At 71.8% G+C, this 24,942-nt stretch carries 21 protein-coding genes; 7 read left to right on the top strand and 14 right to left on the bottom strand.

What is annotated here, in order from left to right; all coding sequences use genetic code 11:
- Positions 1-147 precede the first annotated feature (147 nt).
- The 6 genes from cobT to ACFYW7_RS20620 form a co-directional block, all read right to left on the bottom strand.
- Entirely contained in the window at positions 148-3,894 is a 3,747-nt protein-coding gene (cobT, locus tag ACFYW7_RS20645; protein WP_389504275.1) for a nicotinate-nucleotide--dimethylbenzimidazole phosphoribosyltransferase, read from the bottom strand.
- Positions 3,895-4,240: 346 nt separating this feature from the next.
- Positions 4,241-5,452 (bottom strand): precorrin-6y C5,15-methyltransferase (decarboxylating) subunit CbiE, encoded by a 1,212-nt coding sequence (gene cbiE / locus ACFYW7_RS20640; RefSeq protein ID WP_389504273.1) that lies wholly within the window; start codon positions 5,450-5,452, stop codon positions 4,241-4,243.
- 277 nt (positions 5,453-5,729) lie between these two features.
- Positions 5,730-6,368: a GNAT family N-acetyltransferase gene (locus ACFYW7_RS20635; RefSeq protein ID WP_389504271.1), complete on the bottom strand. Its 639-nt coding sequence runs from the start codon at positions 6,366-6,368 to the stop codon at positions 5,730-5,732.
- A gap of 197 nt (positions 6,369-6,565) precedes the next feature.
- Entirely contained in the window at positions 6,566-7,405 is an 840-nt protein-coding gene (locus ACFYW7_RS20630; protein ID WP_389504268.1) for a MetQ/NlpA family ABC transporter substrate-binding protein, read from the bottom strand.
- Positions 7,406-7,498: 93 nt separating this feature from the next.
- On the bottom strand, positions 7,499-8,236 hold the full coding sequence (locus ACFYW7_RS20625) for a methionine ABC transporter permease (RefSeq protein WP_389504265.1): 738 nt from the start codon (positions 8,234-8,236) through the stop codon (positions 7,499-7,501).
- Positions 8,233-9,267, bottom strand: a complete 1,035-nt coding sequence (locus ACFYW7_RS20620; protein WP_389504261.1) for a methionine ABC transporter ATP-binding protein — start codon at positions 9,265-9,267, stop codon at positions 8,233-8,235. The genes ACFYW7_RS20625 and ACFYW7_RS20620 overlap by 4 nt, the downstream gene beginning before the upstream one ends.
- A gap of 612 nt (positions 9,268-9,879) precedes the next feature.
- Here ACFYW7_RS20620 and ACFYW7_RS20615 point away from each other — a divergent pair.
- Complete coding sequence (locus ACFYW7_RS20615) at positions 9,880-10,239, top strand: hypothetical protein (protein ID WP_389504259.1); 360 nt, start codon at positions 9,880-9,882, stop codon at positions 10,237-10,239.
- Between the two features lies 1 nt (position 10,240).
- Positions 10,241-10,729, top strand: a complete 489-nt coding sequence (locus tag ACFYW7_RS20610; RefSeq protein WP_389504257.1) for a hypothetical protein — start codon at positions 10,241-10,243, stop codon at positions 10,727-10,729.
- Positions 10,730-10,756: 27 nt separating this feature from the next.
- Here ACFYW7_RS20610 and ACFYW7_RS20605 read toward each other — a convergent pair whose 3' ends face one another.
- From ACFYW7_RS20605 to ACFYW7_RS20595, 3 genes are all read right to left on the bottom strand, one after another.
- Complete coding sequence (locus tag ACFYW7_RS20605) at positions 10,757-11,260, bottom strand: GNAT family N-acetyltransferase (RefSeq protein ID WP_389504650.1); 504 nt, start codon at positions 11,258-11,260, stop codon at positions 10,757-10,759.
- 57 nt (positions 11,261-11,317) lie between these two features.
- Positions 11,318-11,812, bottom strand: a complete 495-nt coding sequence (locus tag ACFYW7_RS20600; RefSeq protein ID WP_389504255.1) for a sigma-70 family RNA polymerase sigma factor — start codon at positions 11,810-11,812, stop codon at positions 11,318-11,320.
- A gap of 143 nt (positions 11,813-11,955) precedes the next feature.
- Positions 11,956-13,119 (bottom strand): glycerophosphodiester phosphodiesterase, encoded by a 1,164-nt coding sequence (locus ACFYW7_RS20595; RefSeq protein WP_389504253.1) that lies wholly within the window; start codon positions 13,117-13,119, stop codon positions 11,956-11,958.
- A 410-nt stretch (positions 13,120-13,529) separates the two neighbouring features.
- Between ACFYW7_RS20595 and ACFYW7_RS20590 the strand changes: the two genes are divergently transcribed.
- Entirely contained in the window at positions 13,530-14,201 is a 672-nt protein-coding gene (locus tag ACFYW7_RS20590; protein WP_389504251.1) for a lysophospholipid acyltransferase family protein, read from the top strand.
- A 104-nt stretch (positions 14,202-14,305) separates the two neighbouring features.
- Here ACFYW7_RS20590 and ACFYW7_RS20585 read toward each other — a convergent pair whose 3' ends face one another.
- From ACFYW7_RS20585 to ACFYW7_RS20565, 5 genes are all read right to left on the bottom strand, one after another.
- On the bottom strand, positions 14,306-15,823 hold the full coding sequence (locus ACFYW7_RS20585; RefSeq protein WP_389504249.1) for an MFS transporter: 1,518 nt from the start codon (positions 15,821-15,823) through the stop codon (positions 14,306-14,308).
- The gene (locus ACFYW7_RS20580; protein WP_389504247.1) at positions 15,820-16,371 is read right to left on the bottom strand and encodes a TetR/AcrR family transcriptional regulator; all 552 of its coding nucleotides are present in this window, start codon (positions 16,369-16,371) and stop codon (positions 15,820-15,822) included. Before ACFYW7_RS20580 ends, ACFYW7_RS20585 begins: the two co-directional genes overlap by 4 nt.
- Before the next feature lie 142 nt (positions 16,372-16,513).
- The gene (locus ACFYW7_RS20575) at positions 16,514-17,485 is read right to left on the bottom strand and encodes an aldo/keto reductase (protein ID WP_389504245.1); all 972 of its coding nucleotides are present in this window, start codon (positions 17,483-17,485) and stop codon (positions 16,514-16,516) included.
- A gap of 174 nt (positions 17,486-17,659) precedes the next feature.
- On the bottom strand, positions 17,660-19,090 hold the full coding sequence (gene argH / locus ACFYW7_RS20570) for an argininosuccinate lyase (protein ID WP_389504243.1): 1,431 nt from the start codon (positions 19,088-19,090) through the stop codon (positions 17,660-17,662).
- Between the two features lie 133 nt (positions 19,091-19,223).
- Positions 19,224-20,417 carry an argininosuccinate synthase gene (locus tag ACFYW7_RS20565; protein WP_389504241.1) on the bottom strand — a complete coding sequence of 398 codons (1,194 nt, stop codon included), beginning with the start codon at positions 20,415-20,417 and terminating at the stop codon, positions 19,224-19,226.
- A gap of 245 nt (positions 20,418-20,662) precedes the next feature.
- Here ACFYW7_RS20565 and ACFYW7_RS20560 point away from each other — a divergent pair, with 245 nt between their 5' ends.
- The 4 genes from ACFYW7_RS20560 to ACFYW7_RS20545 all read left to right on the top strand — a co-directional run bounded on the left by ACFYW7_RS20560 (position 20,663) and on the right by ACFYW7_RS20545 (position 24,904).
- Positions 20,663-21,502, top strand: coding sequence for a hypothetical protein (locus tag ACFYW7_RS20560; protein ID WP_389504239.1), 840 nt, complete (start codon positions 20,663-20,665; stop codon positions 21,500-21,502).
- Positions 21,503-21,652: 150 nt separating this feature from the next.
- Complete coding sequence (locus ACFYW7_RS20555; protein WP_389504237.1) at positions 21,653-22,240, top strand: pyridoxamine 5'-phosphate oxidase family protein; 588 nt, start codon at positions 21,653-21,655, stop codon at positions 22,238-22,240.
- Between the two features lie 518 nt (positions 22,241-22,758).
- Entirely contained in the window at positions 22,759-24,096 is a 1,338-nt protein-coding gene (locus ACFYW7_RS20550) for a ferric reductase-like transmembrane domain-containing protein (protein WP_389504648.1), read from the top strand.
- 19 nt (positions 24,097-24,115) lie between these two features.
- Complete coding sequence (locus ACFYW7_RS20545; protein ID WP_389504235.1) at positions 24,116-24,904, top strand: FMN-binding protein; 789 nt, start codon at positions 24,116-24,118, stop codon at positions 24,902-24,904.
- Positions 24,905-24,942 lie beyond the last annotated feature (38 nt).

The following is a 24,942-nucleotide window of genomic DNA, read 5'->3' as shown; positions in this document are numbered from 1 at the left end:
GGCGGCTCCCTCGTGCAAGCAGGCGGTGCGGAGGGGCGCGCTGCGACTCTGAAGCGGCCCTGACGTGGGGTTTTCGGTAGGGATTCCAGACTACGGCGGGGTGGGTGGGCGGCGTCGAACGCCTGCCCGCCCACCGACGCCGACGGCCTACTTCTCGGTCACCCCGGCCGAGTCGAACGTCGCGACCTCGTGCATCGCCCGGGCTGCGCTCTGGACGATGGGCAGGGCCAGGAGGGCGCCGGTGCCCTCTCCGAGGCGCAGGTCGAGGTCGATCAGCGGGCGCAGGCCCAGCTTGTTCAGGGCGGCCACGTGACCGGGCTCGGCACTGCGGTGCCCCGCGATGCAGGCGGCCAGCACCTCGGGGGCGATGGCGCGGGCCACCAGCGCCGCGGCCCCGGCGCTGACGCCGTCCAGGATCACCGGCGTACGCAGGGACGCGCCGCCGAGGAGGAGGCCGACCATGGCGGCGTGTTCGAGGCCGCCGATCGCGGCGAGGACGCCGATCGGGTCGGCCGGGTCCGGCTGGTGGAAGTCGATGGCGCGGCGCACGACCTCGGTCTTGCGGGCCAGGGTCTCGTCGTTGATGCCGGTGCCGCGACCCGTCACCTCGGCGGGGTCGGCACCGGTGAACACCGAGATCAGGGCCGCCGAGGCGGTCGTGTTGGCGATGCCCATCTCACCGGTCAGCAGGGCCTTGTTGCCCGCGGCCACCAGGTCGCGGGCCGTCTCGATGCCCACTTCCAGCGCCGCGACGACCTCTTCGCGGGTCATGGCGGGGCCCGTCGTCATGTCGGCGGTGCCCGCGCGGACCTTGCGGGGCAGCAGACCCGGCGTGGCCGGCAGGTCGGAGGCGACACCCACGTCGATGACACAGACCTCGGCGCCCACCTGGTTGGCGAACGCGTTGCAGACCGCGCCGCCGCCCAGGAAGTTGGCCACCATCTGCCCGGTGACCTCCTGCGGCCACGGCGTCACGCCCTGGGCGTGCACACCGTGGTCGCCCGCGAAGATCGCGACGGCGGCGGGCTCCGGGATCGGCGGCGGGCACATCCGGGACAGGCCCGACAGCTGCGCGGAGATGATCTCCAGCATGCCGAGGGCGCCCGCGGGCTTGGTCATCCTCTTCTGGCGCTCCCACGCCTCGCCCAGCGCCTTGGCGTCCAGGGGGCGGATGTTGGAGACCGTCTCGGCGAGCAGGTCGTGCGGCTCCTCGCCGGGCAGCGCGCGGCGGCCGTACGTCTCCTCGTGCACGACCCACGACAGGGGGCGGCGCTTGGACCAGCCGGCCTGCATCAGCTCGGGCTCGTCGGGGAACTCGTCGACGTATCCGACGCAGAGGTAGGCGACGACGTCGAGGTGCTCGGGCAGGCCCAGCTCGCGGACCATCTCCCGCTCGTCGAAGAAGCTGACCCAGCCGACCCCGAGACCCTCGGCACGGGCCGCGAGCCACAGGTTCTCGACCGCGAGGGCGGAGGAGTAGGGGGCCATCTGGGGCTGGGTGTGCCGGCCCAGGGTATGGCGGCCGCCGCGGGTCGGGTCGGCCGTCACGACAATGTTGACCGGGGTGTCGAGGATGGCCTCGATCTTCAGTTCCTTGAACTGCTTGGCGCGGCCCTTGGGAAGCGACTTGGCGTAGGCCTCGCGCTGGCGCTGGGCGAGTTCGTGCATGTTGCGCCGGGTGTCGGCGGAGCGGATGACGACGAAGTCCCAGGGCTGGGAGTGGCCGACGGAGGGCGCGTCGTGCGCGGCCTCCAGGACGCGCAGCAGCACGTCGTGCGGGATCGGGTCGCTGCGGAAGCCGTTGCGGATGTCACGGCGCTCACGGATGACGCGCAGCACGGCCTCGCGCTCGGCGTCGCCGTAGCCGGGTGCCGCGGGTCCGGTGGACTCTCGTACGTCTTCCACCACGGCCGTGCTCTCTTCCTGGTCGGCGACCTGGGTACGCAGGTCCTCCGCTTGCTGTGCGACTACGGGTTCCGGCTCCGCGGTGAGCGGTTCCACCGGGGTGGCCGGCTCGGGAGCGGGCTCCGCCTCCCGGGGAGCGGGTACGGGCGCCTGCGCGACCGGCTCCGCCTCGACCTCGGGCGTCTCGGCCATGGACGTCTCCGCGACGGATCCGGCGCTCTCCTCGACCGGGGCGGGGGGCACGACGGCCTCGCCGGGGGCGGGTGCCACGGCGGCCTCGGCCCGCGCGGGTTCCTGGAGCGGCTGCTCCTCCTCGCCGGGGAGGGGCGGCACGGGCATGCCGTGCGGCGGGGTCGGGGCCGTCGGCACCGCGACCGCCTCCGCCTCGGACACGAGGGGCGCGGCGGGGTGTCCGACGGCGCCCGTCGCGTCCGGCGCGCTCGGCTGGTGCCGCCTGCCGCGGGACCGGCCCGCCGGAGGAGAGACCGTCGAGCGCGCGGCGACGCCCACCGGCACGCCGTGCGGGGCCTCGGCGGGGCCGGGCTCGGGGAAGGTGACGCCGTTGTGGGCGAAGGCGCCGTCCTGCGGGAGCGCGGTGGCGTCCTCGGGGAGCGCGGCACCGTTCACGGCGAACACGGCCGGGTCCACGAGCCGCTGGACCTGGGGCTCCTCGGGGTCGGCGGCCGGCGCGCCGTGCGCGGCCTGTGCCGAGCGGGCGGAGAGTGCCGTCAGGGCGGACCCCGCCCCGTCGAAGGTGTGCGGGGCGACGGCCGTGACGGGGTGCTCGGCCTCCGCCTGGGACGCCTCGTCCGCGAAGCGGACGGCCGGTTCCGGGACGTGGACACCGGACACGGCGGAACCCTCGGCCTGGACCGCGGACTCGGCCGGGCCGGATCCGAGCGGGTCCGCGTCCGCGGTCCCCGGCGGGACGGTGTGCGGGCCGTGCGGGGCCGTGAGATCACCGGCCGGTGCGAGGGGCTCCGCGGGCACGACGTGCTCGGCGTCCGCGGGGACCTGGACCGGTGCCGCCTCGGGCATGAACGCCTCGGCGTCGCCACCGGCGTGCTCGGCCGCCTGCTCGGCGATCTGCTCGACGGCCTCGTAGGTGTCGGGAGCGCCGAGGGTGTGCGCGGCGTCCGGGAACTGCGGGGCGTCGGGAAGCTGCTGGAGCGGGGGGACGTCCGTCACCGGCCCGGCCTCGGAGGCCGGTCCTTCGGTGTGGTCCTGGAGGTCGAGCGACACCTCGTGGACCTGGGGCACCGGCGCCTGGCCGGCGTCCTGCGGCACGGACTGGTCGAGGACGAAGGGCACCGCCACGAACTCCGGCGCCGGGTCGGCCTCGGCGGCCCGCGGCACCCCGGGAACGGGTGCGGCGTCCACGCCGACCGTGTTCCCGGGCAGCGGCCCGGTCTCGGGGCCGAACGATTCCGGGGCCGACGGCTCGGCGGCCGTCTGCGGAGCCCACGCGACCGTGCCCTGGGGCGGGGTCGCGCCGAGCGGGGCCACGTCCAGGTACTCGGGACCGGCCGTCGCGGGGCCGGCGTGCCGCGCGGGCGTGGCCGGGGCGGTACGGGAGCCGCGGCGTGAGCCCGCGGGTCCCCGGTCGGCCAGGGAACGCACCGGACTGGAGGAACCGTCGGGCGTGGGCGGGCCGAGGTGCAGCGGGCGGCGCGGCGCCACGGGCTGCGGCACGGGCGCCGGGTTCGGCGCGCGGACGGCGCCGAGGTCGACCGCGCCGGTGTCCCGCCCGGACGTCTCGTGCGGGCCGGGTTCGTCGGTGAAGGGCATCGGGGTCGGCGGCGGCACCTCGTTGCCCCAGGCGCCCTGGGCGCCGGGAGCTCCCGGCATCAGAAGCAGGTCGTCTTCCTCGACGGGGCTCTCGGAGGGATCGAGGAAGGTGTACGCGCCCGGCGTGGTGACGCCCGGCTGCTCCACCATGCCTGCGCTCTCCGGCAATCCCTCGCCCGGGACCTGGCCGGTGTCGGTCATGCGTACCCCTCGCCCATCGGTTAGTGCTTCCAAGTCCAGCTCGCCCGGAACGGCGCACCGACCGCCCCACAGTGAAGAACGAGCGTGCGTGCCCAGCGGCACGAACGACCTGCCAACAAAGACGACAAAGCCATTAACTGGCATTGTCCCGGTCGTTCCGCCCTCGCGACAGGTTGATCCGCGAGCGTCCGCTGTGGACTGCGCCACGTTGCGCGTCCTCCGGGTTCCGCCGTACCACACACGCCTCAAAACGGGCGGGTTTTCCGGACATTGGCCTACGAAAGGCCGACCCCCGGGGCGCGGTACAACGATCGGCCAGCCTACCGCGCGCAGTACGACCGCAGGATCACGGGGCGCGATCCGGCAAACGGCCGCTGAGCAGGAACGCGACGCTCCGCTCCTTCTCCGTCCAGGCCCTCGTGTCGAGTTCGACGGACTGGATGAGGGCGCACTCGACGTCGTAGCCGTGCTCGGTCAGGTCGCGGCCGATGAGTTCGGCGGCGTCGCGGGTGGCGGCATGCGTGACGATGCGCTGCGGCCGGCGGTCGGCGACGGCCGAGACGACCGCCGCTCCCCCGCCGCCGACGCGGACGACGTCCGGTTCGGGCAGGTCTTCCAGGGCGTGCGGGGCGGTGCCGTGCACGATCTGCATCTGGACACCGAAGCGGCGGGCGGAGTGTTCGGTGCGGGCGCACGAGCCCGGGCTGCGGTCCACCGCGATGACGGCGGCGCCGGTGCGGGCGGCCTCGGTGGCGAACGCGCCGCTGCCGGAGCCGATGTCCCAGACGAGGTCGCCGACGCGGGGTCCCAGGCGGGCGAGTTGGGCGGCCCGCAGCAGATCCGTCTCGCCCTCGCCGAGGGCGCCGCCGTACGCCCCGGCGGGCAGGGCCCAGCCGCGGGGCCCGGCACCGGGCTCCCGGCCGGCGATCCAGCCGCCCCCTTCGGCCGCGGCCACGAAGCCGCCGATGACGATCACGACGTTCGGGTCGCGCCAGGTGTGGTCGGCCGCCTTGTCGGAGGTGAGGATCGTGACCTGTTCCCGGGTGGTGCCGAGTTCCTCGCAGATGACGAAGGTCCGGTGCACCCCTTCGAGGAGCAGCCCGAGTTCGGCGGGCCCGGCTCCGGGCGAGGTGAGGACCGCGACCTTGGTGTGGGCCCGGCATACATTCACCGCGCGTCGCAGGGTGCGGCTATGTGCGACAACCACTTGTGCGTCGTCCCAGGGCATTCCCGCGCGGGCGAAGGCCGCCGCCACCGGGGAGACGGCGGGTACGACTTCGACCTCCAGGCCGAACTCGGGCGAGCGCAGGGTCCGTACGACGCCGAAGAATCCGGGGTCCCCGTCGGCGAGGACGACGGCGGTACCGCGATGGCCCGCGATGCGGCGGGCGGCGAGGCCGACGCTGCCGAGACGGACCCGTTCGGCGCTCTCGGGCACTTCGGGCAGCGCCAGATGGTGGGCCGCCCCGGCCACCAGTGTGGCGGCATCGAGGGCGGCGCGCCCCGCGACGGTCAGCGGCGAGCCGTCCCAGCCGATCACCGTGACCCGGTCGGCCATCGTCGTCAGTCTCCAGAGGGTCTTCGCGGGTCGTCAGGTGCAGCCCGGACGGGCTCCGTGAGGGTACCTGGTGCGGGCCGTGGGCCGCCGTGCCGGGCGGCGTGGCGCGGGAGCGACTCCGTCGGGCCCGACCGCCACCCCGGCGCACGCTCCCGGGTCGGCACCGTGGGGACGGGCCACGGCGCGGGCACTCCGGCACGGCCCGTGTCTCGTCGCGCGGCCTTCCCGTACGCCGGTGAGGGTCCCGCGCGCGACGGCGCGGGTCGGTCCGACCCGGTCAGTTCCAGTCGGAGAACGACGTGAAGCCGCCGGTGTCGGCGAGGTGCTCGCCGATGCCGTCGAGGTCCTCCGGCAGCAGGCTCCACACGATGAAGTCGGTGCGCAGGTCGACCCAGGCGCCGTCCTCGGTACGGGTCCGCGCGATGCAGGCGTTGCGCAGCACGCCCTCGCTGATGCAGCCGATCCGCTGGGCGACCTGCTGCGAGGCGGTGTTACCGGCGGCCGTGCGCAGCTCGATGCGCTCGAACTTCTGCTCGCGGAAGAGCCATCGGGCGGTGGCGAGCGCGGCCTCGGACGCGTAGCCCTCGCCGCGCGCCCAGGGGGCGATGATGTAGGAGAGCTCGGTGGAGCGGACGCGCCAGTTCGTCCTGCCGAGTTGGATGATGCCGACCAGGCGCTGGGTGAGGAACTCGGTGACGGCGAGGTCGAGTCCACGCCCCGCCCTGCGTTCCGTGGGCGCGTAGTCGGTGATCCAGTCGCGGGCACCGTCCTCGGTGAACGGCTGAGGTATCGACGTCCAGGCCGCCACCATCTCGTCGTTCATCATCTCGGTCAGCGCGGGCACGTCGTCCTCGTCGAGCGCACGCAGGACCAACCGCTCCGTGCTGATGGAGATGTCGGGGAAGGTGCTCGTCATGCGACGCTCCGTAACCGTCGGGGACTTCGGACCTGATGTACCGTCGGGTCCGTTGAACTGCCCAGCATGCAGCATGAAACCACCGAACGGCACAACGGGGTCCACTCCGGGTAATGGAGTGGACCCCGTGCGGTGACGAGCGGGTCGTGGGCCCTGACCGGCCCTCGGGACCGGGCTCTTCGCGGCCCGGAACCGGCCTACTTGAACGACGGGATGACGGAGCCGGCGTACTTGTCCTCGATGAACTTCTTGACCTCGGGCGAGGTGAGGAGCTTCGCCAGCTTCTTCACGCGCGGGTCGCCCTCGTTGCCCTTCTTGACGGCGAGGAAGTTGCCGTACGGGTTGCTCGTCGCGGACTCCAGGACCAGGGCGTCCGCGGCGGGCTTGAGGCCGGAGGATATGGCGTAGTTGCCGTTGATCACCGCGGCGTCCACGTCGTCCAGGGAGCGCGGGGTCTGAGCCGCCTCGACCTCCTTGAACTTGAGGTTCTTCGGGTTCTTGGAGATGTCCTGCGGGGTCGCCTCGCTGCCGACGCCGTCCTTGAGGGTGATGAGCCCCTTGGACGCGAGCAGCTTCAGGGCACGCGCCTCGTTCACGGCGTCGTTCGGGACGGCGACGGTCGCACCGCTCTTCAGGGCGTCGGCGCTCTTGATCTTGTGCGAGTAGAGACCGAGCGGCTCCAGGTGCACCGTGACGACGGGCACGATGTGGGTGCCGCGCTTCTCGTTGAAGTCGTCGAGGTACGGCTGGTTCTGGAAGTAGTTGGCGTCGACCGAGCCGTCCTCGGTCGCCGTGTTGGGCACGATGTAGTCCTGGAACTCCTTGACCTCCAGGTCGAGTCCCGCCTTCTTCGCCAGGTTCGTCTTGATGAAGTTGAGGATCTCCGCGTGCGGAACCGGGCTGGCGGCTACGACCAGGGGTCCGCTGTAGTCGGAGGACGACGAGGCGGATTCCTTGTCCGAGCCGCAGGCGGAGAGCCCGAGGGTGAGGGCTCCGGCGGCGAGGACAGCGGTGGTGATCTTGGCGGCGTTACGCACGAAAAGTGCCTTTCCTGAGAGGTGGGGCGGACCCGTCACGGGGAACGGGGAAATCTGTGGGTGGACCGGGGACCGCGCGGGTCCCCGGGTCGATCAGGCGGCCTTGCCGACGTCCGCGGCCGCGGACCGCCCTGCCTTCAGCAGGCGCAGCCTCGGGGCGGGGCCGGAGTGGCCGCTGCGGCGGTCGAGGGTGCGGGCCGCGTAGTCGCCCGCGAACTGGATGGCCGAGATGACCACGGCGAGCAGGGCGACGATGATCCACATCAGCTCGGTCTCGAAGCGCTGGTAGCCGTAGCGGATGGCGAGGTCTCCCAGGCCGCCGGCGCCCACGGTGCCGGCCATCGCGGAGTAGCCGATGAGGGCCACGACCGTGGTGGTGCCCGAGGAGATCAGCGACGGCAGCGACTCGGGGACGAGGACCTTGCGGACGACGGTCCAGGTGTTGCCGCCCATCGCCTGTACGGCCTCGACGAGCCCGCCGTCCACTTCACGGACGGCCGTCTCGACCAGGCGCGCGAAGAACGGGATCGCGCCGATGGCGAGCGGCACGATGGCGGCCTCACGGCCGATCGTCGTACCGGTGATCCATCGCGTGAAGGTCATCAGCGCGACCATCAGGATGATGAACGGCATCGAGCGGGCGATGTTCACGACCTGCCCGATGACCTTGTTGGCGAGGACGTTCTGCAGCAGGCCGCCGCGGTCCGTCAGCACCAGCAGGACACCGAGCGGCAGGCCGCCGACGATCGCTATGAGGGTGGACCAGCCGACCATGTAGAGCGTGTTCCAACACTCCTCGGACAGCAGCGGCTGCATCTCGGACCAGGTCACTTGGCATCTTCCTTCACCAGTACGGGCTCCTGGCCCTGGATGTCGATCTGCAGGCCCTGCTCGCGGAGGAAGCCGATCGGTACGACGTTCTCCTCGTAACGGCCGGGCAGTTCGATGCGCATCCGGCCGACCTGCCTGCCCCCGACGGTGTCCATCGCGGCGCCCAGGATCGAGATGTCGATGTTGTAGGTGCGCGAGAGCTGCGAGATGACGGGCTGCGTCGCCGCCTCGCCGTGGAAGGTGACGTCGACGACGGTGCGGTCGTCACCGGAGGCGTCGCCGCTGACCGGGAAGAGCGCGGCGGCCAGCTCGGAGCCCGGGGTCGCGAGCAGTTCGCTGACGGTGCCGGACTCGACGACGCGGCCGTTCTCCATCAGCGCGGCCGAGTCGCAGATCGTCTTGACGACGTCCATCTCGTGGGTGATGAGCAGGACGGTCAGACCCAGTTGCCGGTTCAGGTCGCGCAGGAGCTGGAGGATGGAGCGGGTGGTCTCCGGGTCGAGCGCGCTCGTCGCCTCGTCGGAGAGCAGCACCTTCGGGTCGCCGGCGAGCGCCCGGGCGATGCCGACGCGCTGCTTCTGGCCGCCGGACAGCTGGGCCGGGTAGACCTTGGCCTTGTCGGAGAGGCCGACGAGGTCCAGCAGCTGGCGCGCCTTGTGACCGCGCTCCCGGCCGGAGACCCCGAGGATCTCGAGCGGCAGCTCGACGTTCTCCTGCACGGTCCGCGAGGACAGCAGGTTGAAGTGCTGGAAGACCATGCCGATCCGGCTGCGCGCCTGCCGCAGTTCCCGGCCCGCGCGCGGGCCGCGCCCGGCGAGGGCGGTGAGGTCCTGGCCGGCGACGGTGACCGTGCCGGAGGTGGGTCGCTCCAGGAGGTTGACGCAGCGGATGAGCGAGGACTTGCCGGCGCCGGACTGGCCGATGACGCCGTACACCTCGCCTTCGCGGACGTGCAGATCGACGCCGTCGAGGGCGGTCACTTCACGGCCGCGCGAGCGGTAGACCTTGGTGAGGCCCGTTGTCGTGATCACTGGGGTTTCCGTCACTGTCGAGTGCGGGGCGTGGGTGTGCGCCGGGCACGGGTGCATTCGGTCGGGAACGCGGCACGGTTCTCGCGATGGCGATGGAACCGGAAGGAGAACGTGTGCGCGGGGCAGCCCGGTCACGTACGCGGTACGGACACTGGGCGCGGCGATACCGCTTCGGGGCGCGGAATCAGGCGGTGGTGCGAGGGCCCTCTAGCGGGCGCACATTCGACACAGACAACGAGCACCGGGCGTCATGGTCGCCTCGGTCGCAAGGATGCGGTTGCTCGTCGTGGTCATGGAAGGAAGTAAACCAGACCGGGGGCCGGGCCCCGCCATCCCTGTCCGAATAGCGGACAGCGGTGGACGCGTCCGGCCACGGACGGGGATCCCTCTTCCCGCCGAGGGCCAGCGGGACAAGGGGGGAGGGGCGCTCGTCCGCGGGGTCCGTCCGCTTCGCCTGCCGGACGGTTGTGGCAAACGCCACGGTGGTGGAATCGGTGACGCGGTCAGCCCGGAGCGCCTGGCGCGCATCGTGACGCGTCGGCCCGCGACGCCCTCGCCGCACACCCCGGGGGCGAGGACGTCGGGCCTTTTGGGCCGTAATAGGGTCGCGGCATGTTTGATGCCCTGACGGTCGCCACGGCCGTCGCCGCGCTCGCGCTCGCCGCCTGGTGCGGTTGGGCCGCCTACCGCGATCAGCCCACCAAGGACTGGCACTTCATCGGCATGGCCGTGGTGTCGCTGCTCACCCTGGTCCAGCTGGTGATCGGCGTGGTCCAGCTGGCGCGCGGCGAGAAGCCGGAACAGGGCACGACGATCTTCGTGGCGTATCTGCTCGGCGCCCTCGCGTGCGTCCCCGCGGCGGGATTCATGTCGCTGGCGGAGCGCACCCGGTGGGGTTCGATCACGGTGGCGGCGGGCGGCGTCGTCCTCGCCGTGCTCCAAGTACGGCTCTACGACATCTGGGGAGGCTGAGATGACGGCCACGGAGGAGAACACGAGCGCGCCTCGGGACGAGCGCGGCGCGGAGCCGTCGGCGCTCCCGGCGGAGCGGAAGCGGGCCCGGCTCATCAGCGGGCCCGGCATGCTGCTGCTGTGGCTGTACGGCGTGATGGTGGTCGGCGCCGTCTCACGGTCGGCCGTGCAGATCTCCACGGAGTTCGACAGGGCGCCGCTCGCCTACTCGCTCTCCGCCATCGCCGGTCTCGTCTACGGGTTCATCACGTACTCGCTCGTGCGCGGCGGCGAGACGGCGCGCAGGGCGGCGCTGGTGTGCTGCGCCGCCGAGCTCGCGGGCGTGCTGGTCGTCGGGACCTGGACGCTGGTCGAGCCGTCCGCCTTCCCCGACGCCACGGTGTGGTCGGACTACGGCATGGGCTATCTCTTCATCCCGGTCCTGCTGCCGCTGTCGGCGATGCGCTGGCTGCGCAAGGCGCGTACGGCCGCCGCCCCGGACGGGCCGTAGCGCCCGAGGCCGGCCGGACCGCGGGGCTCAGGCGCTGGCGGCGTACGCCCCGGTGTCCGCGCCCTTGGCCAGGGTCACCAGGGTCATGCGCTCGCCGACCCGCTCCTGGGAGACGGGCTCGTAGCCGTGCTTGCGGTACAGGCGCAGATTGCGCTCGCTGCGGTGGCCGGTGAAGAGCTGGAAGGACTTGGCCGTTCCGTCGGCGCCGAGCCGGGCCTCGATCGCGGCCAGCAGGCGCCCGCCGAGGCCGTGCCGCTGCATGCGCGGATGCACGATGAGTTTGTTGATGCGGGCCGTGCCGTCGGCGTCGACGGCGCCACGCACCGAGGCCACCACCTCGTCCCCGAGACGGGCCACCAGTACGGTGCCGTCGGCCAGTTCCGCCCGCAGCGAGTCGAGCGGTTGGGTGAGCGGCTCGATGCCGTAGTCGCCGTACAGCTCGGCCTCGCTCTGGTAGCAGAGGTACTGCAGCTTCAGGATCTGTTCCGCATCCTGCTCGGTCGCCGCCGAGATGGTCACGCTCATGCCCATGTGTGCATGCCTCCCGCTCACTTGTTCCACCTACGTCCTTCACTCCTATCCCCGTCGTCAGCGGGCCGCAACCTCCGCGGCCAGCAAACGGCGCAGACATCCCAGGCATCTGGAACGTTCCGGACCAAGACTCCCCTGTGAGATACCCAACTCGCCTGCGATCTCCCGGTAGGTGAGGTCCCGCGGAGAGAGCAGCGCGGCCATCAGACTCGGGCAGCGACCGGGCAGCCGGCGCACGGCGTCGTGCAGCTCCCGGTGGCGCTCGGCGGTCATCGCCCGCTGTTCGGGACCGGAACCGCCGTCCTCCGCGGGCTCCACGGCGTACGGCTGCTCGGCGCGCGCCGCCCGGCGGCTGCGGCGGGCCTCCGAGCGCACGGCCCGGCGCAGCCAGCGCTGCGGGTCGGCGGGCGGGCCCGTCGTCTCCAGGCGCTCCAGGAGCCGCAGCCAGACGGCCTGCTCCAGGTCGCCGCGCTCGGCGCCGGACGCGTGCGCCTCGGCCGACGCCTCGGCGGCGAGCAGCGGCCGCAGGGCGGAAACCATCTCGTGGGTCATGTGCGGCACGACGCGGCCGCCCCGGCGGGAGGTTGCCGGGGCGGCCGGATGTCACTCCATCCGGGGTGACCTGGTCATCCGTTGACGCCCGGGGACGTCGGCCCGTCCCCGGAATCGTCCGGGGACGGCCCGGGGTGCCGGACTCAGCCCTTGAGGAAGTCCGCGCGCGCCAGCACCGCGGTGTCCGCGTTGTCGGAGAAGACACCGTCGATGCCCGTCGCGAAGTAGACCTTGAAGGCGCCGAAGGCGTCTCCGTAGGCGTCGACGGCGGTGCCCTTGCGGAAGTTCGCGGGAAGGAAGGGGTTCTCGTTGCGCATGGTGTACGGGTGCAGGATCAGGCCCGCGTGGTGCGCGTCGGCGACGAGCGTGGTCGGCGTGGTGAGGTTGCCGGCCGCGTCCTTCGGGATGACCAGGTCGAGCGTGGGGCCGATGCCCTGCGCGTAGGAGGCGATCCATTCCAGGCCCGCGGGCGTGACCAGGTCGGCGACCGTACGGGGGTCGCCCGCCTGGACGAAGTCCCAGGGGCGGGTGTTCGCGCCGGACAGCAGGACGACGAGCGGGTTGCCCACGAGCTTGTTCAGCCGCTCGACGCTGCTCGGCTCGAAGGACTGGAGGATGACCGGCGAGTCCTTCCTGTCCTTGCCGTACTTGCGCAGCAGCTTGGCGACCCGCTCCTCCAGGCCGAGGCCGAGGCTCCGGAAGTAGGTGGGGTGCTTGGTCTCGGGGTAGATCCAGACCTGCTTGCCGCGCTTGCGGGTCTGCTCGTCCTGCCAGCGGAGCACCTCCTCGAAGGTGGGGATCTCCCAGCGGCCGTTGTAGAGCGTGTTGTGCGGACGGTTGGCGGGGATGCGCTCGACGGCGCGCAGGGTCTTCAGCTCGGCGAGCGTGAAGTCCTCGGTGAACCAGCCCGTGGTGGCCACCCCGTCGAGCGTCTTGGTGGTCTTGCGGTCGGCGAACCCGGGGTGCGCCGAGACGTCCGTGGTCCCGCCGATCTCCGGCTCGTGACGGCATACGAGGTGACCGTCCCTGGTGGGCACCAGGTCGCCCGCCTCGACGACGTCGGCGCCGAGGTCGAGGGCCAGCTGGTACGAGCCGAAGGTGTGCTCCGGCCGGTAGCCGCTGGCACCGCGGTGTCCGATGACGGTCGGTCTGGGCAGGTTCCGGTATCCGCCGCCCCCGTGGCGTTCGTCGGCCCGCGCCACGCCCGGCGACCCGAGGACCGCTCCGCCCGCCCCGAGCACCGCGGCCCCGAGCAGCGTCCGCCGCGCCGTGCCCCGCTCCTGACCGTTCGACTCCTGCGCTCCCATGAGCGCTCCCCTCGCCGTAGGTGCCCTGCTCTGTCGAAGCGGGACGATCGTAGAGGTCCGCGTGTGACGGGAGGGAGGCCTGCGGCGGAACACGTGGGTGACCCTGGATGTCGCACGGGAAGCGGAACCTGACAGTCCGTCGGCTTGGGTCCGGTGGCCGGGGGTAGGCGTGAGCCGACGGCGAACGAGCGGAGAACCGTGGCGGGGTCACCCGTTCGCCGGTGCGGCGCGCGATGTCCGTCACATCGTTTCGCCCCGATGTCGGCCGCTCACGGGCGCGCCACCGCAGGTAAACGCGGGTCAACAGTGCGTATCCAGTCGATGAACCCGATGTGCAATCATCCCGGATCCGCGAGTATCGTCCTCACCTGCACATACTCCATACCGATCCCTTGACACCGGAGGGCCCGTTGTCCCGCTTCGCGCTCATCAAGGCAGTGCTCGGACCGATCATGCGCCTGATGTTCCGCCCACGGGTGGAAGGCGTGGAGCACATCCCGGGCGACGGCCCGGTGATCCTGGCCGGCAACCACCTCACCTTCATCGACTCGATGATCCTTCCGCTGGTCTGCGACCGGCAGGTGCTCTTCATCGGCAAGGACACGTACGTCACGGGCAAGGGCCTCAAGGGCCGCCTGATGGCGTGGTTCTTCACCGGTGTCGGCATGATCCCGGTGGACCGGGACGGCGCCAACGGCGGCGTGGCCGCGCTGATGACCGGCCGCCGCGTCCTGGAGGAGGGCAAGGTCTTCGGGATCTACCCCGAGGGCACCCGCTCCCCCGACGGCCGTCTGTACCGCGGCCGCACCGGCATCGCCCGGCTCACCATGATGACCGGCGCCCCGGTCGTCCCGTTCGCGATGATCGGCACCGACAAGCTCCAGCCCGGCGGCGCCGGGATCCCGCGGCCCGGTAAGGTCACGGTCCGCTTCGGCCCCGCCATGGAGTTCTCGCGGTACGAGGGCATGGACCGCGACCGCTACGTGCTGCGCGCCGTGACCGACTCCGTGATGACCGAGGTCATGCGGCTGTCCGGCCAGGAGTACGTCGACATGTACGCCACCAAGGCCAAGGCCGCCTGACTCCTCCGCCCGCGACGGGCGCCCGGCTCCTCGCCCGGCCCCGACGGCGTCTTGTGGGAACGGGCCCCGACCGGCACGACCGGTCGGGGCCCGTTCCTGTCCGGTCAGGACTCCAGTCGCCGACCGCGCAGCAGGAACCACGCCGCCACCGCGGTGGCGAGCAGGACCGCGGCGCCGACGCCGGAGGCGATCGCCAGACCGTCGACGAAGGAGTCCCTGGCCACGTCCAGCATCGCCTCGGCGGTGGGCCCGGGCAGGCTTCCGGCGGCCTCCACCGCTCCGCCGAGCGAGTCGTGCGCCGCGGCCGGTGTACCGGCGGGGCCGGTGAAGCCCGCGTACACGCCGGTCACGATCGAGCCGAGCAGGGCGATCCCGAGGGCCGCGCCGAGTTCGTACGCCGTCTCGGAGACCGCCGACGCGGCGCCCGCCTCGTTCTTGGGCACGGAGGACAGGATGACGTCGGCGGTGACGGTGAACGAGAAGCCCGCGCCGATGCCGACGACCAGCAGCGCGGCACCGAGCAGCGGATAGCCGGTGGACCGGTCGAGGAGCGTGAGCGTGCCGAGCGCGAGGCCCACCGCGGCCAGTCCGGCGGAGACGACCGCACGCACGGAGAACCGCCGCGCGAACCGTCCCGCGACCAGGCCCGCCGCCACCGCGCCCGCCGCGGCGGGGATTTCGGCGAGCCCCGCCTCCAACGGCCCTCGCCCCTGTACGAGTTGCAGGTACTGGGAGAGGAAGAAGACGAGTCCGGACAGGCCGAGCACGGTGAACAGGTCGGCGAGCACCGCGCCGGAGAACCCCCGGTTGCGGAACAGGCGCACGTCCAGCAGCGGTGTGGGAAGCGTCAGTTGGCGACGTACGAACCAGAAGAGGGCGCCGGTGCCGAGCAGCCCCGCGGCGAGCGCCTCGCCGCTCGCCCCGTGCGCGGCGACCTCCTTCACCGCGTACACCAGGGCGATCACACCGACGAGCGAGAGCGTGACGCTGATCAGGTCCCAGGGGCCGTGGGCCGGGTTCCTCGACTCGGGCAGCAGCTTGATGCCGACGAGCACGAGGACGACCATCACCGGGAGGTTGATGAGGAAGACCGAGCCCCACCAGAAGTGTTCGAGCAGGAAGCCGCCGACGACGGGACCGACCGCCGTCCCCGCGGAGGCCGTCGCGCCCCAGACGCCGATGGCGAGGCTGCGCTCGCGCGGGTCGTGGAAGATGTTGCGGATCAGGGCGAGGGTGGCGGGCATGAGGGTCGCGCCCGCGACGCCGAGCAGCGCCCGGGCCAGGATCATCATCTCGGGTGTCGTGGCATAGGCGTTGAGCACGGATATGAGGCCGAACGCCGTGGCGCCGACGAGCAGCAGCTTCTTGCGGCCGACGCGGTCCCCGAGGCTGCCCATGGAGACGAGCAGACCGGCGATGACGAAGGAGTAGACGTCACCGATCCACAGGAGCTGGGTGCCGGAGGGCTGCAGGTCCTCGCTGATGTACGGGGTCGCGAGGCCGAGGACGGTCGCGTCGACGGCCACCAGCAGCACGGCGAGGACGAGGACGCAGAGCGCGAGCCACCGGCCGGGGCTCTTCTCCACCTCCGCCGCGCGTACCGGCTGCAGGGTGCTGGTCATGGTTCCTCTCTCCGTAGCGCGCCGCCGAGCAGCAGCTCGACGATCAGGTGGTGGAAGTCGTTGGCGGCGACCCGGCCCTCGGTCACGGCCCAGGCCGCCGAGGCCATCAGCCCGTAGAGCGCCTCGGTGAGCCAGGCGGGGGTGAGGTCGATGCGGAACTCGCCGCTCTCCTGGCCGCGCCGGAACAGGGCCGCCATCCGGGCGTCGAGCCGGGCCCAGCCCTCGTGCTGCCCGTCGCCCTCGAACAGCTGGTTCTCCGTATAGAGGAAGGCGAGCAGTCCGGCGACCTTCTCCAGCTCCCGCACCAGGCGGCGCACGGCTTCCTGGGCGGTGCCGTCCTCGAGGCGGGCCGCGTCCAGCGCGGCCTCGCACTCCTCGATACCGAGTGCCTCCAGCGCCCTCACGAGCGCGTCACGGCCGGCGAACTGGCGGTGCAGCGTGGCCCGGCTGATCCCGGCGGCCCTGGCGACCTCGTCCATGGTCGCGGTGGATTTCCGGGTGAGCAGGGCGGCTGCGCTGCGCAGCACGTGGTCACGATCGACAGCCATGAGACAAGAATACTCCAAATGAGACATGGATGTCTCACCAGGGTGCGCGTTTCCCGCTCGGTGGCGGTCGGCGGGGAGTGCGGTGCTCAGCGTGACGGTGCTGTCCGGGTGGACCGCGGACGCCTCGCCCGACGGGCGGTGCTCAGTGCCAGGGCAGCTGCCCGCGTCGCTCCCAGTACGCCCCCGGCTCCTCCGTGAGCGCGGCGAGCCGGGACAGCTGGTCGTCGTCGAGGTCGACGACCGCGGCGTGCAGGTTCGAGGCGAGCTGGCCCACGGTGGCCGCTCCCGAGAGGACCACGCCGGCCCAGGGCTGCCGCAGGATCAGCGCGAGGGCCACCGCGTCACAGCCGAGGGAGGTCTCCTCGGCGACGGCCCGCAGCGTCCGGGGCGCGTTCGGTCCCGCGAGCCGGCCGTTGGCCATGCCCTCCTTGACGATCACGGTGAGTCCGGCCTCGCGCGCCTCGGCGAGCGCCGGGGCGGCCGAGGTCTCCAGGACGTTGTACGTGGACTGGACGGTACGGAAGAGGGGTGCGCCGTCCACCGTCACGGCGAGCGCCGCACGGATCGCCTCCGCCTGGGCGGGCCCACTGGTGGAGAAGCCGATCGACAGGCCCCCGGCCGCCGCTTCGGCGAGTGCCGCGTGCAGTTCCTTGTCCGTGAGGGCCGGGCTGTCCGGGGTCACGGAGTGGATCTGGTAGAGGTCGAGCCGGTCGCCGAGCAGCCCGGCGGTCTCCGCGCGCTGCCGCTCGTACGCGCCGAGGGAGTGGTCCTTCACCTCGTGCGCCTCGGCGTCGGTGCGCCAGTCGGCCGTGTAGGTGTAGCCCCATTTGCTGCCGACGACGAGGTCGTCGATGTCGGGGCGGCCGCTCAGCCAGTCGGCAAGGAACTCCTCGGAGCGGCCGTAGGAGCGGGCCACGTCGACGTAGCGCACCCCTTGGGCGTAGGCGGCGTCGAGGAGTTCATGGGTGCGCTCGCGCAGGGCGTCGACACCGCGGTCGGCCGGGAGGTCGTCCTCGCGGCCGAGGTTGATGTAGCCGGGGCGGCCGACGGCGGCGAGTCCCAGTCCGAGGTGGGCGGTGGGAGTCGTGGCTGAGGCGAGGCGTGCGAAGGGCATCGCGGCTCCGATCGGTCGGCTCCTTTACGGCTGCCGACCAACGTAACCCGCGACACCGTCCGTCGTACGGCACCACCTCCGCACGGCGCAGCTTCGGGCGTCGGACCGCCGCCCGAGAAGGGGCGGCCCCGTGCCGGTCACTCCCGCACGGGACCGCTCCCCTCCCGCTCCGGACTACTTCCGCTTCGCCCGCGCCCACGTCTGCTGGGCGGCGACGTCCGTCTTGATCTCGGCGAGCTGGACGGCGACGGCGCTGGGCGCCGTACCGCCGCGGCCGTCGCGGGAGGCGAGGGCTCCGGCGACGTTCAGGACGGACCGGACCTCGGGCGTCAGGTGCGCCGAGATCTTCGCGAACTGCTCGTCGGTCAGCTCGTCCAGCTCCTTGCCGTCCGCCTCGGCGACCTTCACGCACTCGCCGGCGACCTCGTGCGCGACGCGGAACGGCACGCCCTGCCTGACCAGCCACTCGGCGATGTCGGTGGCGAGCGAGAAACCGGCCGGGGCCAGCTCCTCCATGCGCTCGCGGTGGACGGTCAGCGTGGCCATCATGCCGGTGAAGGCGGGGAGCAGGACCTCGAGCTGGTCGCAGGAGTCGAAGACCGGCTCCTTGTCCTCCTGGAGATCGCGGTTGTACGCGAGGGGCAGCGCCTTCAGCGTGGCCATCAGTCCGGTCAGGTTGCCGATCAGACGGCCCGACTTGCCGCGCGCGAGCTCGGCGATGTCGGGGTTCTTCTTCTGCGGCATGATCGACGAGCCGGTGGAGAACGCGTCGTGGAGGGTGACGAAGGAGAACTCCTTCGTGTTCCAGATGATGACCTCCTCGGCGATCCGGGAGAGGTTCACACCGATCATCGCGGTGATGAAGGCGAACTCCGCCGCGAAGTCGCGCGAGGCGGTGCCGTCGATGGAGTTGGCCGCGCTGCCGTGCTCGAAGCCGAGGTCCTTCGCCACCGCCTCCGGGTCCAGGCCGAGGGAGGAACCGGCCAGGGCGCCGGAACCGTACGGCGAGACGGCCGTCCGCTCGTCCCACTGGCGCAGCCGCTCCGCGTCCCGGGACAGGGACTGGACGTGGGCCAGGACGTGGTGCGCGAACAGCACCGGCTGCGCGTGCTGGAGGTGGGTGCGGCCGGGCATCGCCACGTCCGGGTGGGCCTCGGCCAGACCGATCAGCGCCTCCTGGAGGTCGGCGATCAGACCGCCGACGATCCGGGCGTGGTCCCGCAGGTACATCCGGAAGAGCGTGGCCACCTGGTCGTTGCGGGAGCGGCCGGCGCGCAGCTTGCCGCCGAGGTCCGCGCCGAGGCGCTCGAGGAGGCCGCGTTCCAGGGCGGTGTGGACGTCCTCGTCGGCGACCGTGCCCACGAACGAGCCGTCGGCGACGTCCGACTCCAGCCGGTCGAGGCCCCCGATCATGCGCGTGAGCTCGTCCTCGGTGAGCAGGCCCGCCTTGTGCAGCACACGAGCGTGGGCACGCGAGCCCGCGATGTCGTACGGCGCGAGGCGCCAGTCGAAGTGGACGGACGCGGACAGCTTGGCCAGGGCCTCGGCGGGACCGTCGGCGAACCGTCCGCCCCAGAGCCGGACGTCACCGCTGTTGCTGCTCACTTGCGTTACTCCTCGAAAGGTGTGGATGTGCCACCGCCTCCCCACGCGTGCGTGAGGAGGCGGCTGCAAGGCCAGTGCTCGAAAGGCTCCGGGGCGGCGGACACGACACGGCCCGCGCCAAGTGCCGTACCGCTTACGCCAGATCCCGCTTGGCGGCGATCTTCGACGACAGGCTGTAGATGTCGATGAAGCCCTTGGCCGCGGCCTGGTCGAAGGTGTCGCCCGTGTCGTACGTGGCCAGGTCGAAGTCGTAGAGCGAGGTGTCGGAGCGCCGGCCCGTGACGACCGCGCGGCCGCCGTGCAGGGTCATCCGGATGTCGCCGTTGACGTGCTGGTTGGCCTCGTCGATGAAACCGTCCAGGGCGCGCTTGAGCGGGGAGAACCACTGGCCGTCGTAGACCAGTTCGCCCCAGCGCTGCTCGACCTGCCGCTTGTAGCGGGCGAGTTCACGCTCGACGGTGACGTTCTCCAGCTCCTGGTGGGCGGTGATCAGCGCGATCGCGCCCGGAGCCTCGTACACCTCACGGGACTTGATGCCCACGAGCCGGTCCTCGACCATGTCGATCCGGCCGATGCCCTGGGCTCCGGCACGCTCGTTGAGCTGCTGGATGGCCTGGAGGACGCTGACGGGCCTGCCGTCGATGGCGACCGGGACACCCTGCTTGAAGGTGATGATCACCTCGTCGGCCTCACGGTGCTCGGCCGGGTTCGAGGTGTACTCGTAGATGTCCTCGATCGGGGCGTTCCAGATGTCCTCCAGGAAGCCCGTCTCGACCGCGCGCCCGAAGACGTTCTGGTCGATGGAGTACGGGGACTTCTTGGTGGTGGCGATCGGGAGCTGCTTCTCCTCGCAGAAGGCGATCGCCTTGTCCCGGGTCATCGCGTAGTCGCGGACCGGGGCGATGCACTTGAGGCCCGGGGCGAGGGCGACGATGCCGGCCTCGAACCGCACCTGGTCGTTGCCCTTGCCGGTGCAGCCGTGGGCGACCGTGGTCGCGCCGTGCTTCTGGGCGGCGGCGACGAGGTGCTTGACGATCGTCGGCCGGGAGAGGGCGGAGACCAGCGGGTAGCGGTCCATGTAGAGGGCGTTGGCCTTGATGGCCGGGAGGCAGTACTCGTCGGCGAACTCGTCCCGGGCGTCCGCGACCTCGGCCTCGACGGCGCCGCAGTCGAGCGCTCGCTTGCGGATGACGTCCAGGTCCTCGCCGCCCTGGCCGACGTCGACCGCCACGGCGATGACCTCGGCGCCCGTCTCCTCGGCGATCCAGCCGATGGCGACGGAGGTGTCCAGACCGCCTGAGTAGGCGAGTACGACGCGCTCGGTCACGGGATTCTCCTCACAGTGCATTCGCTGACATGCATGAGTATGCAGTGTTCCGCATGATTCGTCAATCTCGGCCCGCCCCGGCACGCCCGGCCGAGGAATCTTCACCGAGGGTTGAACACTCGTAATCGTTTCCGCGTACCTCCCGCTGAACGCAGGCGCCGCGTTCGCGCACGGCAGCACCACGGACAACGGACCACCCGGACGACCGCCGGGCGGCCCCCACCCTGACCGAAAGAGGCTTCCGCATGTCCAGGGCTCTTCCGAAGTACAACAAGCGGCGCGTCGTGATGATCGGCGGAGCCTCCGCCGTCGCCCTCTCCGCGGCCGTGATCGCCGGCAGCGCCCTGGCGGGCGAGACACCCGGGAACGGCGCCCGGAACGCCACGACGAAGGCCGCCGCCGCGGGCACGGTGAACTGCCCGGCCGTCGCGCCGAGCCTGCCCGCGGTCCCGGCCTCCGCGAAGGCCGAGGTGGACCGCAACCTCACCCTGCTGAACACCCAGATCACCGAGGCGAACAAGCGCCTGGCCGACACCGTCGGACAGGGCGGCCCCAACTTCGTCCAGAACGCGATCCTCGGCCCCCTCAAGGACAAGCGCGTCGCCACCGTCAACCGCATCGCGACGGCCATCGGCCGCACCGCCGCCAAGCCGACCGGCCTGGACTCGCTGGCGCCCTGCACGCTCAACGCGGCCGGAGGCGTGGCCGCCGGCGACGCCGTGCCCAGCGCGCCGGCCACCGCACCGGCCGCCGGCGACACCGGCGCCGGCGACACGGGCGCCGCCACCGCGGCGGGCACCATCACCTGCCCGGACGTGGCGTCGCGACTGCCCGCCGTGCCCGCCACCGCGAAGGCCGAGGTCGACCGCAACCTCACCCTGCTGAACACCCAGATCGCCGAGGCGAACAAGCGCCTGGCCGACACCGTCGGACAGGGCGGCCCCAACTTCGTCCAGAACGCGATCCTCGGCCCGCTGAAGGACAAGCGGGCCTCCACGATCGACCGCATCGCGATCTCCATCGGCCGCACCGCCGCCAAGCCGACCGGCCTGGACTCCCTCGCCGCCTGCACGCTGACCAAGTGACGTGACACCGCCGCCCCGGTCGGCACGTGCCGACCGGGGCGACCGAGGCGGCCGGGGCGGCGACGCCGTTCCGCCGCGTCCAGCGGGCGACCTGCCCGGATCCGGCAATCCCTTAGACAGCCGAAAGACTTTCCCCGATAATCGTTAGACATGGGAAAGACTTATGAACGCATGGACGGCCGCCTCCGCACCTTCATCGAGGCGCAGCCCCTCTTCTTCACCGCGACCGCGCCGCTGTCCGAGCAGGGCACGGTCAATCTGTCCCCCAAAGGGCTCACCGGTTCCTTCGCCGTGCTCGACGAGCGGACCGTGGCCTACCTGGACTTCGCCGGGAGCACCGCCGAGACCATCGCGCATCTGCGCGAGAACGGCCGGATCACCTTGATGTGGTGCGCCTTCCAGGGCCCGCCGAACATCGTCCGGGTGCACGGCCGCGGCGAGCCGGTGTTCCGCGACGATCCACGCTTCGAGGAGCTCCTCGGCCACTTCGCCACGATCGATCCGGCCTCCCACGGCCTGCGCGCGATCATCGTCGTGACCGCCGAGCTGATCCGCGACAGCTGCGGATACGCGGTGCCGTACATGTCGTACGACGAGGACCGCGATCTGCACGGCAGGCGCTTCGCGCGCGAGGACGACGCCTCGCTGAGCGCCTACTTCACCAAGAAGGAACACATCGCGACGAGCCTGGACGGACTCCCCGGGCTGCCGCTCCCCCTGCCCCCCAGCACCGTCTGAGCCCGCGCCGCGCCGGGGAGCAGCCGCATCCGCCTCGGTGCTCGTGTCCACCCTGGGCCCCGGCGGGTCGCCGCTCCGCGTGAGCCTCCCGGGCGCACTGCCGACGCCGGGGGTGGCACCCGCCTGACCACCGCTCAGGCACCGCACGGGAGAGCCGTGTCGGACACACCGACGCGCAATCGACCGCGAGCGCCCGGTGCGTGGACACGGGGCCGGCGTCGACCGTGAGTCTCGACGCACGGGCGCGGGACGGGTGTCGCCCGCACGTCGACGGGAGCGGGGCCACCCGGTTCCCGCCCCGTGGAGCACCCGGGTCCACGCGGGCCTCCGGACCCGCGCGCCGACCTGCGATCCGAACTGTTCATCGAGTCCGCAGTTGGCTCCCGAACTTCTGAACGCACCGGCCTCGCGGACCGTATCTCTGGGCCAGGGGACCCTTCCCCCTCTACCCGTCCCAGGACGAACACGGAGGAACCGTGTCCACGATCGCCGGTGGTCGCGCCGCGCGGCGCCAGACCATGCGCCGAATCCGCCCTCGCCGCTCGCCCGCCGTCCCGTTGCTCATCGCCGTCTGGGCGGGAGCCGCGGGCGTCATCTGGCTGTGGTGGAACAACACCCCGTCCATCGCGGACAACAACGGCAGAATCCTCAACGCCGGCCGCATCACCGGACTGCTCGCCGGATACCTGATGGCGCTCGTGGTGCTGCAGATGGCCCGCGTCCCCGCCCTGGAACGCAGGGTGGGATCGGACCGGGTGGCACGCTGGCACGCGATGACCGGCCGCTACACCATCTGTCTGGTCCTCGCCCACCTCTTCCTGACCATGTGGGGCTACGCCCTCCAGTCCGGCAAGGGACTCGGCGGGATCGTGCAGCAGACCGTCGACTCGGTCAACCAGCTGCCCGACATGGGCAAGGCCGCGATCGGCACGGGTCTGCTCGTACTGATCGGGTTCATCTCCGTCGGCTGGCTCCGCCGGCTGATCCCGTACGACACCTGGTACCACGTCCACCTGCTGACCTACGCGGCGGTGTTCCTGACGTTCTGGCACCAGCTGTCCACCGGCAACGACTTCGCGGTGGAGCCCGTCGCGAAGACCGTCTGGTACGGCCTGTACGGGTCGGTGACGGCCCTGGTCCTCTGGTACCGCATCCTTTCCCCGGTCCGGCTGAACGTGAAGCACCGGATGCGGGTCGAGGCGGTCATCGAGGAGACGCCCGGCATCGTGTCGGTGCTGATCAGCGGGCGCAAGCTGCACCGCATGGGCGCCGAGGCCGGACAGTTCTTCCGCTGGCGCTTCCTGGCCCCCGGGATGCGGTTCAGTTCCCACCCGTACTCGCTCTCCGCGGCCCCGCGCCCCAACATGCTGCGCATCACGGTGAAGGCCATCGGCGACCACAGCTCCGCGCTGCGTGATCTGGAGCCGGGCACCCGGGTCTGGGCCGAGGGCCCGTACGGCGCGCTGACCGCGGGCAAGCGCAGCCGCGGCAAGGTGCTCCTGGTGGCGGGCGGCGTCGGCATCACCCCGATGCGGGCGCTGTTCGAGACCCTCCCCGGCGCGTCCGGTGACCTGACACTGCTCTACCGTGCCAACACCACCCAGGACCTGGCCCTGTGGGACGAACTCGCCGCGATCTCCAAGGAACGCGGGGCGCGCCTGATGTACGCGGTGAACAGCCCCGACGGCGAACGTCCGGACATCTCGGCGGACTCCCTGCGCCGCAAACTGCCGGACATCGACCACCACGACGTCTTCATGTGCGGGCCGCCCGGCTTCGCGCAAGAGGTGTACGACGCACTGCGCGGCGCGGGGGTCCCCGCCCGCCGCATCCATCACGAGTCGTTCGAGATGTGAGCGACGGGAGTCAGGAACGATGAAGAAGAATCACCCCATCCGGCGGTTCATGCTCGCTACGGCCGCCACTGTGTCCGGCATCGTGCTGTTGCTGGCGCTCAAGCCGTCGTCGGATCCGGCCGCCGCGTCCGCCCAGGGCGGAGCCGTGCCCCAGCAGACCGCGGCCGGGCAGGAGTCGCCGCAGGGCGGCAGCGCCCAGAAGCCGGGCACCACCACCGTCACCGGTGACGTGGCGAAGACCGAGTACGGTCCGGTCCAGGTACGGCTGACCATGAGCGGCGGCAAGATCACCAAGGCGGACGCGGTCCAGGCTCCCGCGGGCGGGACCAGTGATCAGAAGACCGCTCTCGCGGTGCCCAAACTCAACGAGGAGGCCGTCACCGCGCAGAGCGCCGACATCGACGCCGTCTCCGGAGCGACCTACACCAGCGGCGGCTACAAGAAGTCCCTGCAGTCGGCCCTGGACAAGGCGAAGGCCGCCGGCGGCTCGGACTCCTCGGGATCGGCCGCCTCGCCGAAGGCCCCGGCGGCGCAGACCCGCGTCATCACCGGGAAGCTCGCCCAGACGCAGTACGGCCCCGTCCAGGTCCGTGTCACCCTCAGCGGAACCAGGATCACCAAGGCCGAGGCCGTCCAGGCCCCGAGCGGCGGACAGAGCACGCAGATCAGCGGCGACGCCGTACCGAAGCTCAACCAGGAGGCCGTGGCGGCGGGCAGCGCCGACATCGACGCCGTCTCCGGAGCCACCTACACCTCCGGCGGGTACAAGAAGTCCCTGCAGTCGGCACTGGACAAGGCCGGTGGCTGAGCCCACCGAGGAGGCACCGCAGGAGCTGCGCCACGCCG

Source organism: Streptomyces sp. NPDC002580, assembly GCF_042889485.1.
In the GTDB taxonomy this organism is placed as follows: domain Bacteria; phylum Actinomycetota; class Actinomycetes; order Streptomycetales; family Streptomycetaceae; genus Streptomyces.
The sequence above is the reverse complement of the archived record's forward strand: the minus strand, read 5'-3'. Positions and strand labels throughout refer to the sequence as shown.

What these genes read in the sequence shown, in the direction of transcription:
- cobT (WP_389504275.1), bottom strand. Translation starts at nt 3,894, where the DNA reads ATGACCGACACCGGCCAGGTCCCGGGCGAGGGATTGCCGGAGAGCGCA.
- cbiE (WP_389504273.1), bottom strand. Translation starts at nt 5,452, where the DNA reads ATGGCCGACCGGGTCACGGTGATCGGCTGGGACGGCTCGCCGCTGACC.
- ACFYW7_RS20635 (WP_389504271.1), bottom strand. Translation starts at nt 6,368, where the DNA reads ATGACGAGCACCTTCCCCGACATCTCCATCAGCACGGAGCGGTTGGTC.
- ACFYW7_RS20615 (WP_389504259.1), top strand. Translation starts at nt 9,880, where the DNA reads ATGTTTGATGCCCTGACGGTCGCCACGGCCGTCGCCGCGCTCGCGCTC.
- ACFYW7_RS20610 (WP_389504257.1), top strand. Translation starts at nt 10,241, where the DNA reads ATGACGGCCACGGAGGAGAACACGAGCGCGCCTCGGGACGAGCGCGGC.
- ACFYW7_RS20605 (WP_389504650.1), bottom strand. Translation starts at nt 11,260, where the DNA reads ATGGGCATGAGCGTGACCATCTCGGCGGCGACCGAGCAGGATGCGGAA.
- ACFYW7_RS20600 (WP_389504255.1), bottom strand. Translation starts at nt 11,812, where the DNA reads ATGACCCACGAGATGGTTTCCGCCCTGCGGCCGCTGCTCGCCGCCGAG.
- ACFYW7_RS20595 (WP_389504253.1), bottom strand. Translation starts at nt 13,119, where the DNA reads ATGGGAGCGCAGGAGTCGAACGGTCAGGAGCGGGGCACGGCGCGGCGG.
- ACFYW7_RS20585 (WP_389504249.1), bottom strand. Translation starts at nt 15,823, where the DNA reads ATGACCAGCACCCTGCAGCCGGTACGCGCGGCGGAGGTGGAGAAGAGC.
- ACFYW7_RS20580 (WP_389504247.1), bottom strand. Translation starts at nt 16,371, where the DNA reads ATGGCTGTCGATCGTGACCACGTGCTGCGCAGCGCAGCCGCCCTGCTC.
- ACFYW7_RS20575 (WP_389504245.1), bottom strand. Translation starts at nt 17,485, where the DNA reads ATGCCCTTCGCACGCCTCGCCTCAGCCACGACTCCCACCGCCCACCTC.
- ACFYW7_RS20560 (WP_389504239.1), top strand. Translation starts at nt 20,663, where the DNA reads ATGTCCAGGGCTCTTCCGAAGTACAACAAGCGGCGCGTCGTGATGATC.
- ACFYW7_RS20555 (WP_389504237.1), top strand. Translation starts at nt 21,653, where the DNA reads ATGGGAAAGACTTATGAACGCATGGACGGCCGCCTCCGCACCTTCATC.
- ACFYW7_RS20550 (WP_389504648.1), top strand. Translation starts at nt 22,759, where the DNA reads ATGCGCCGAATCCGCCCTCGCCGCTCGCCCGCCGTCCCGTTGCTCATC.
- ACFYW7_RS20545 (WP_389504235.1), top strand. Translation starts at nt 24,116, where the DNA reads ATGAAGAAGAATCACCCCATCCGGCGGTTCATGCTCGCTACGGCCGCC.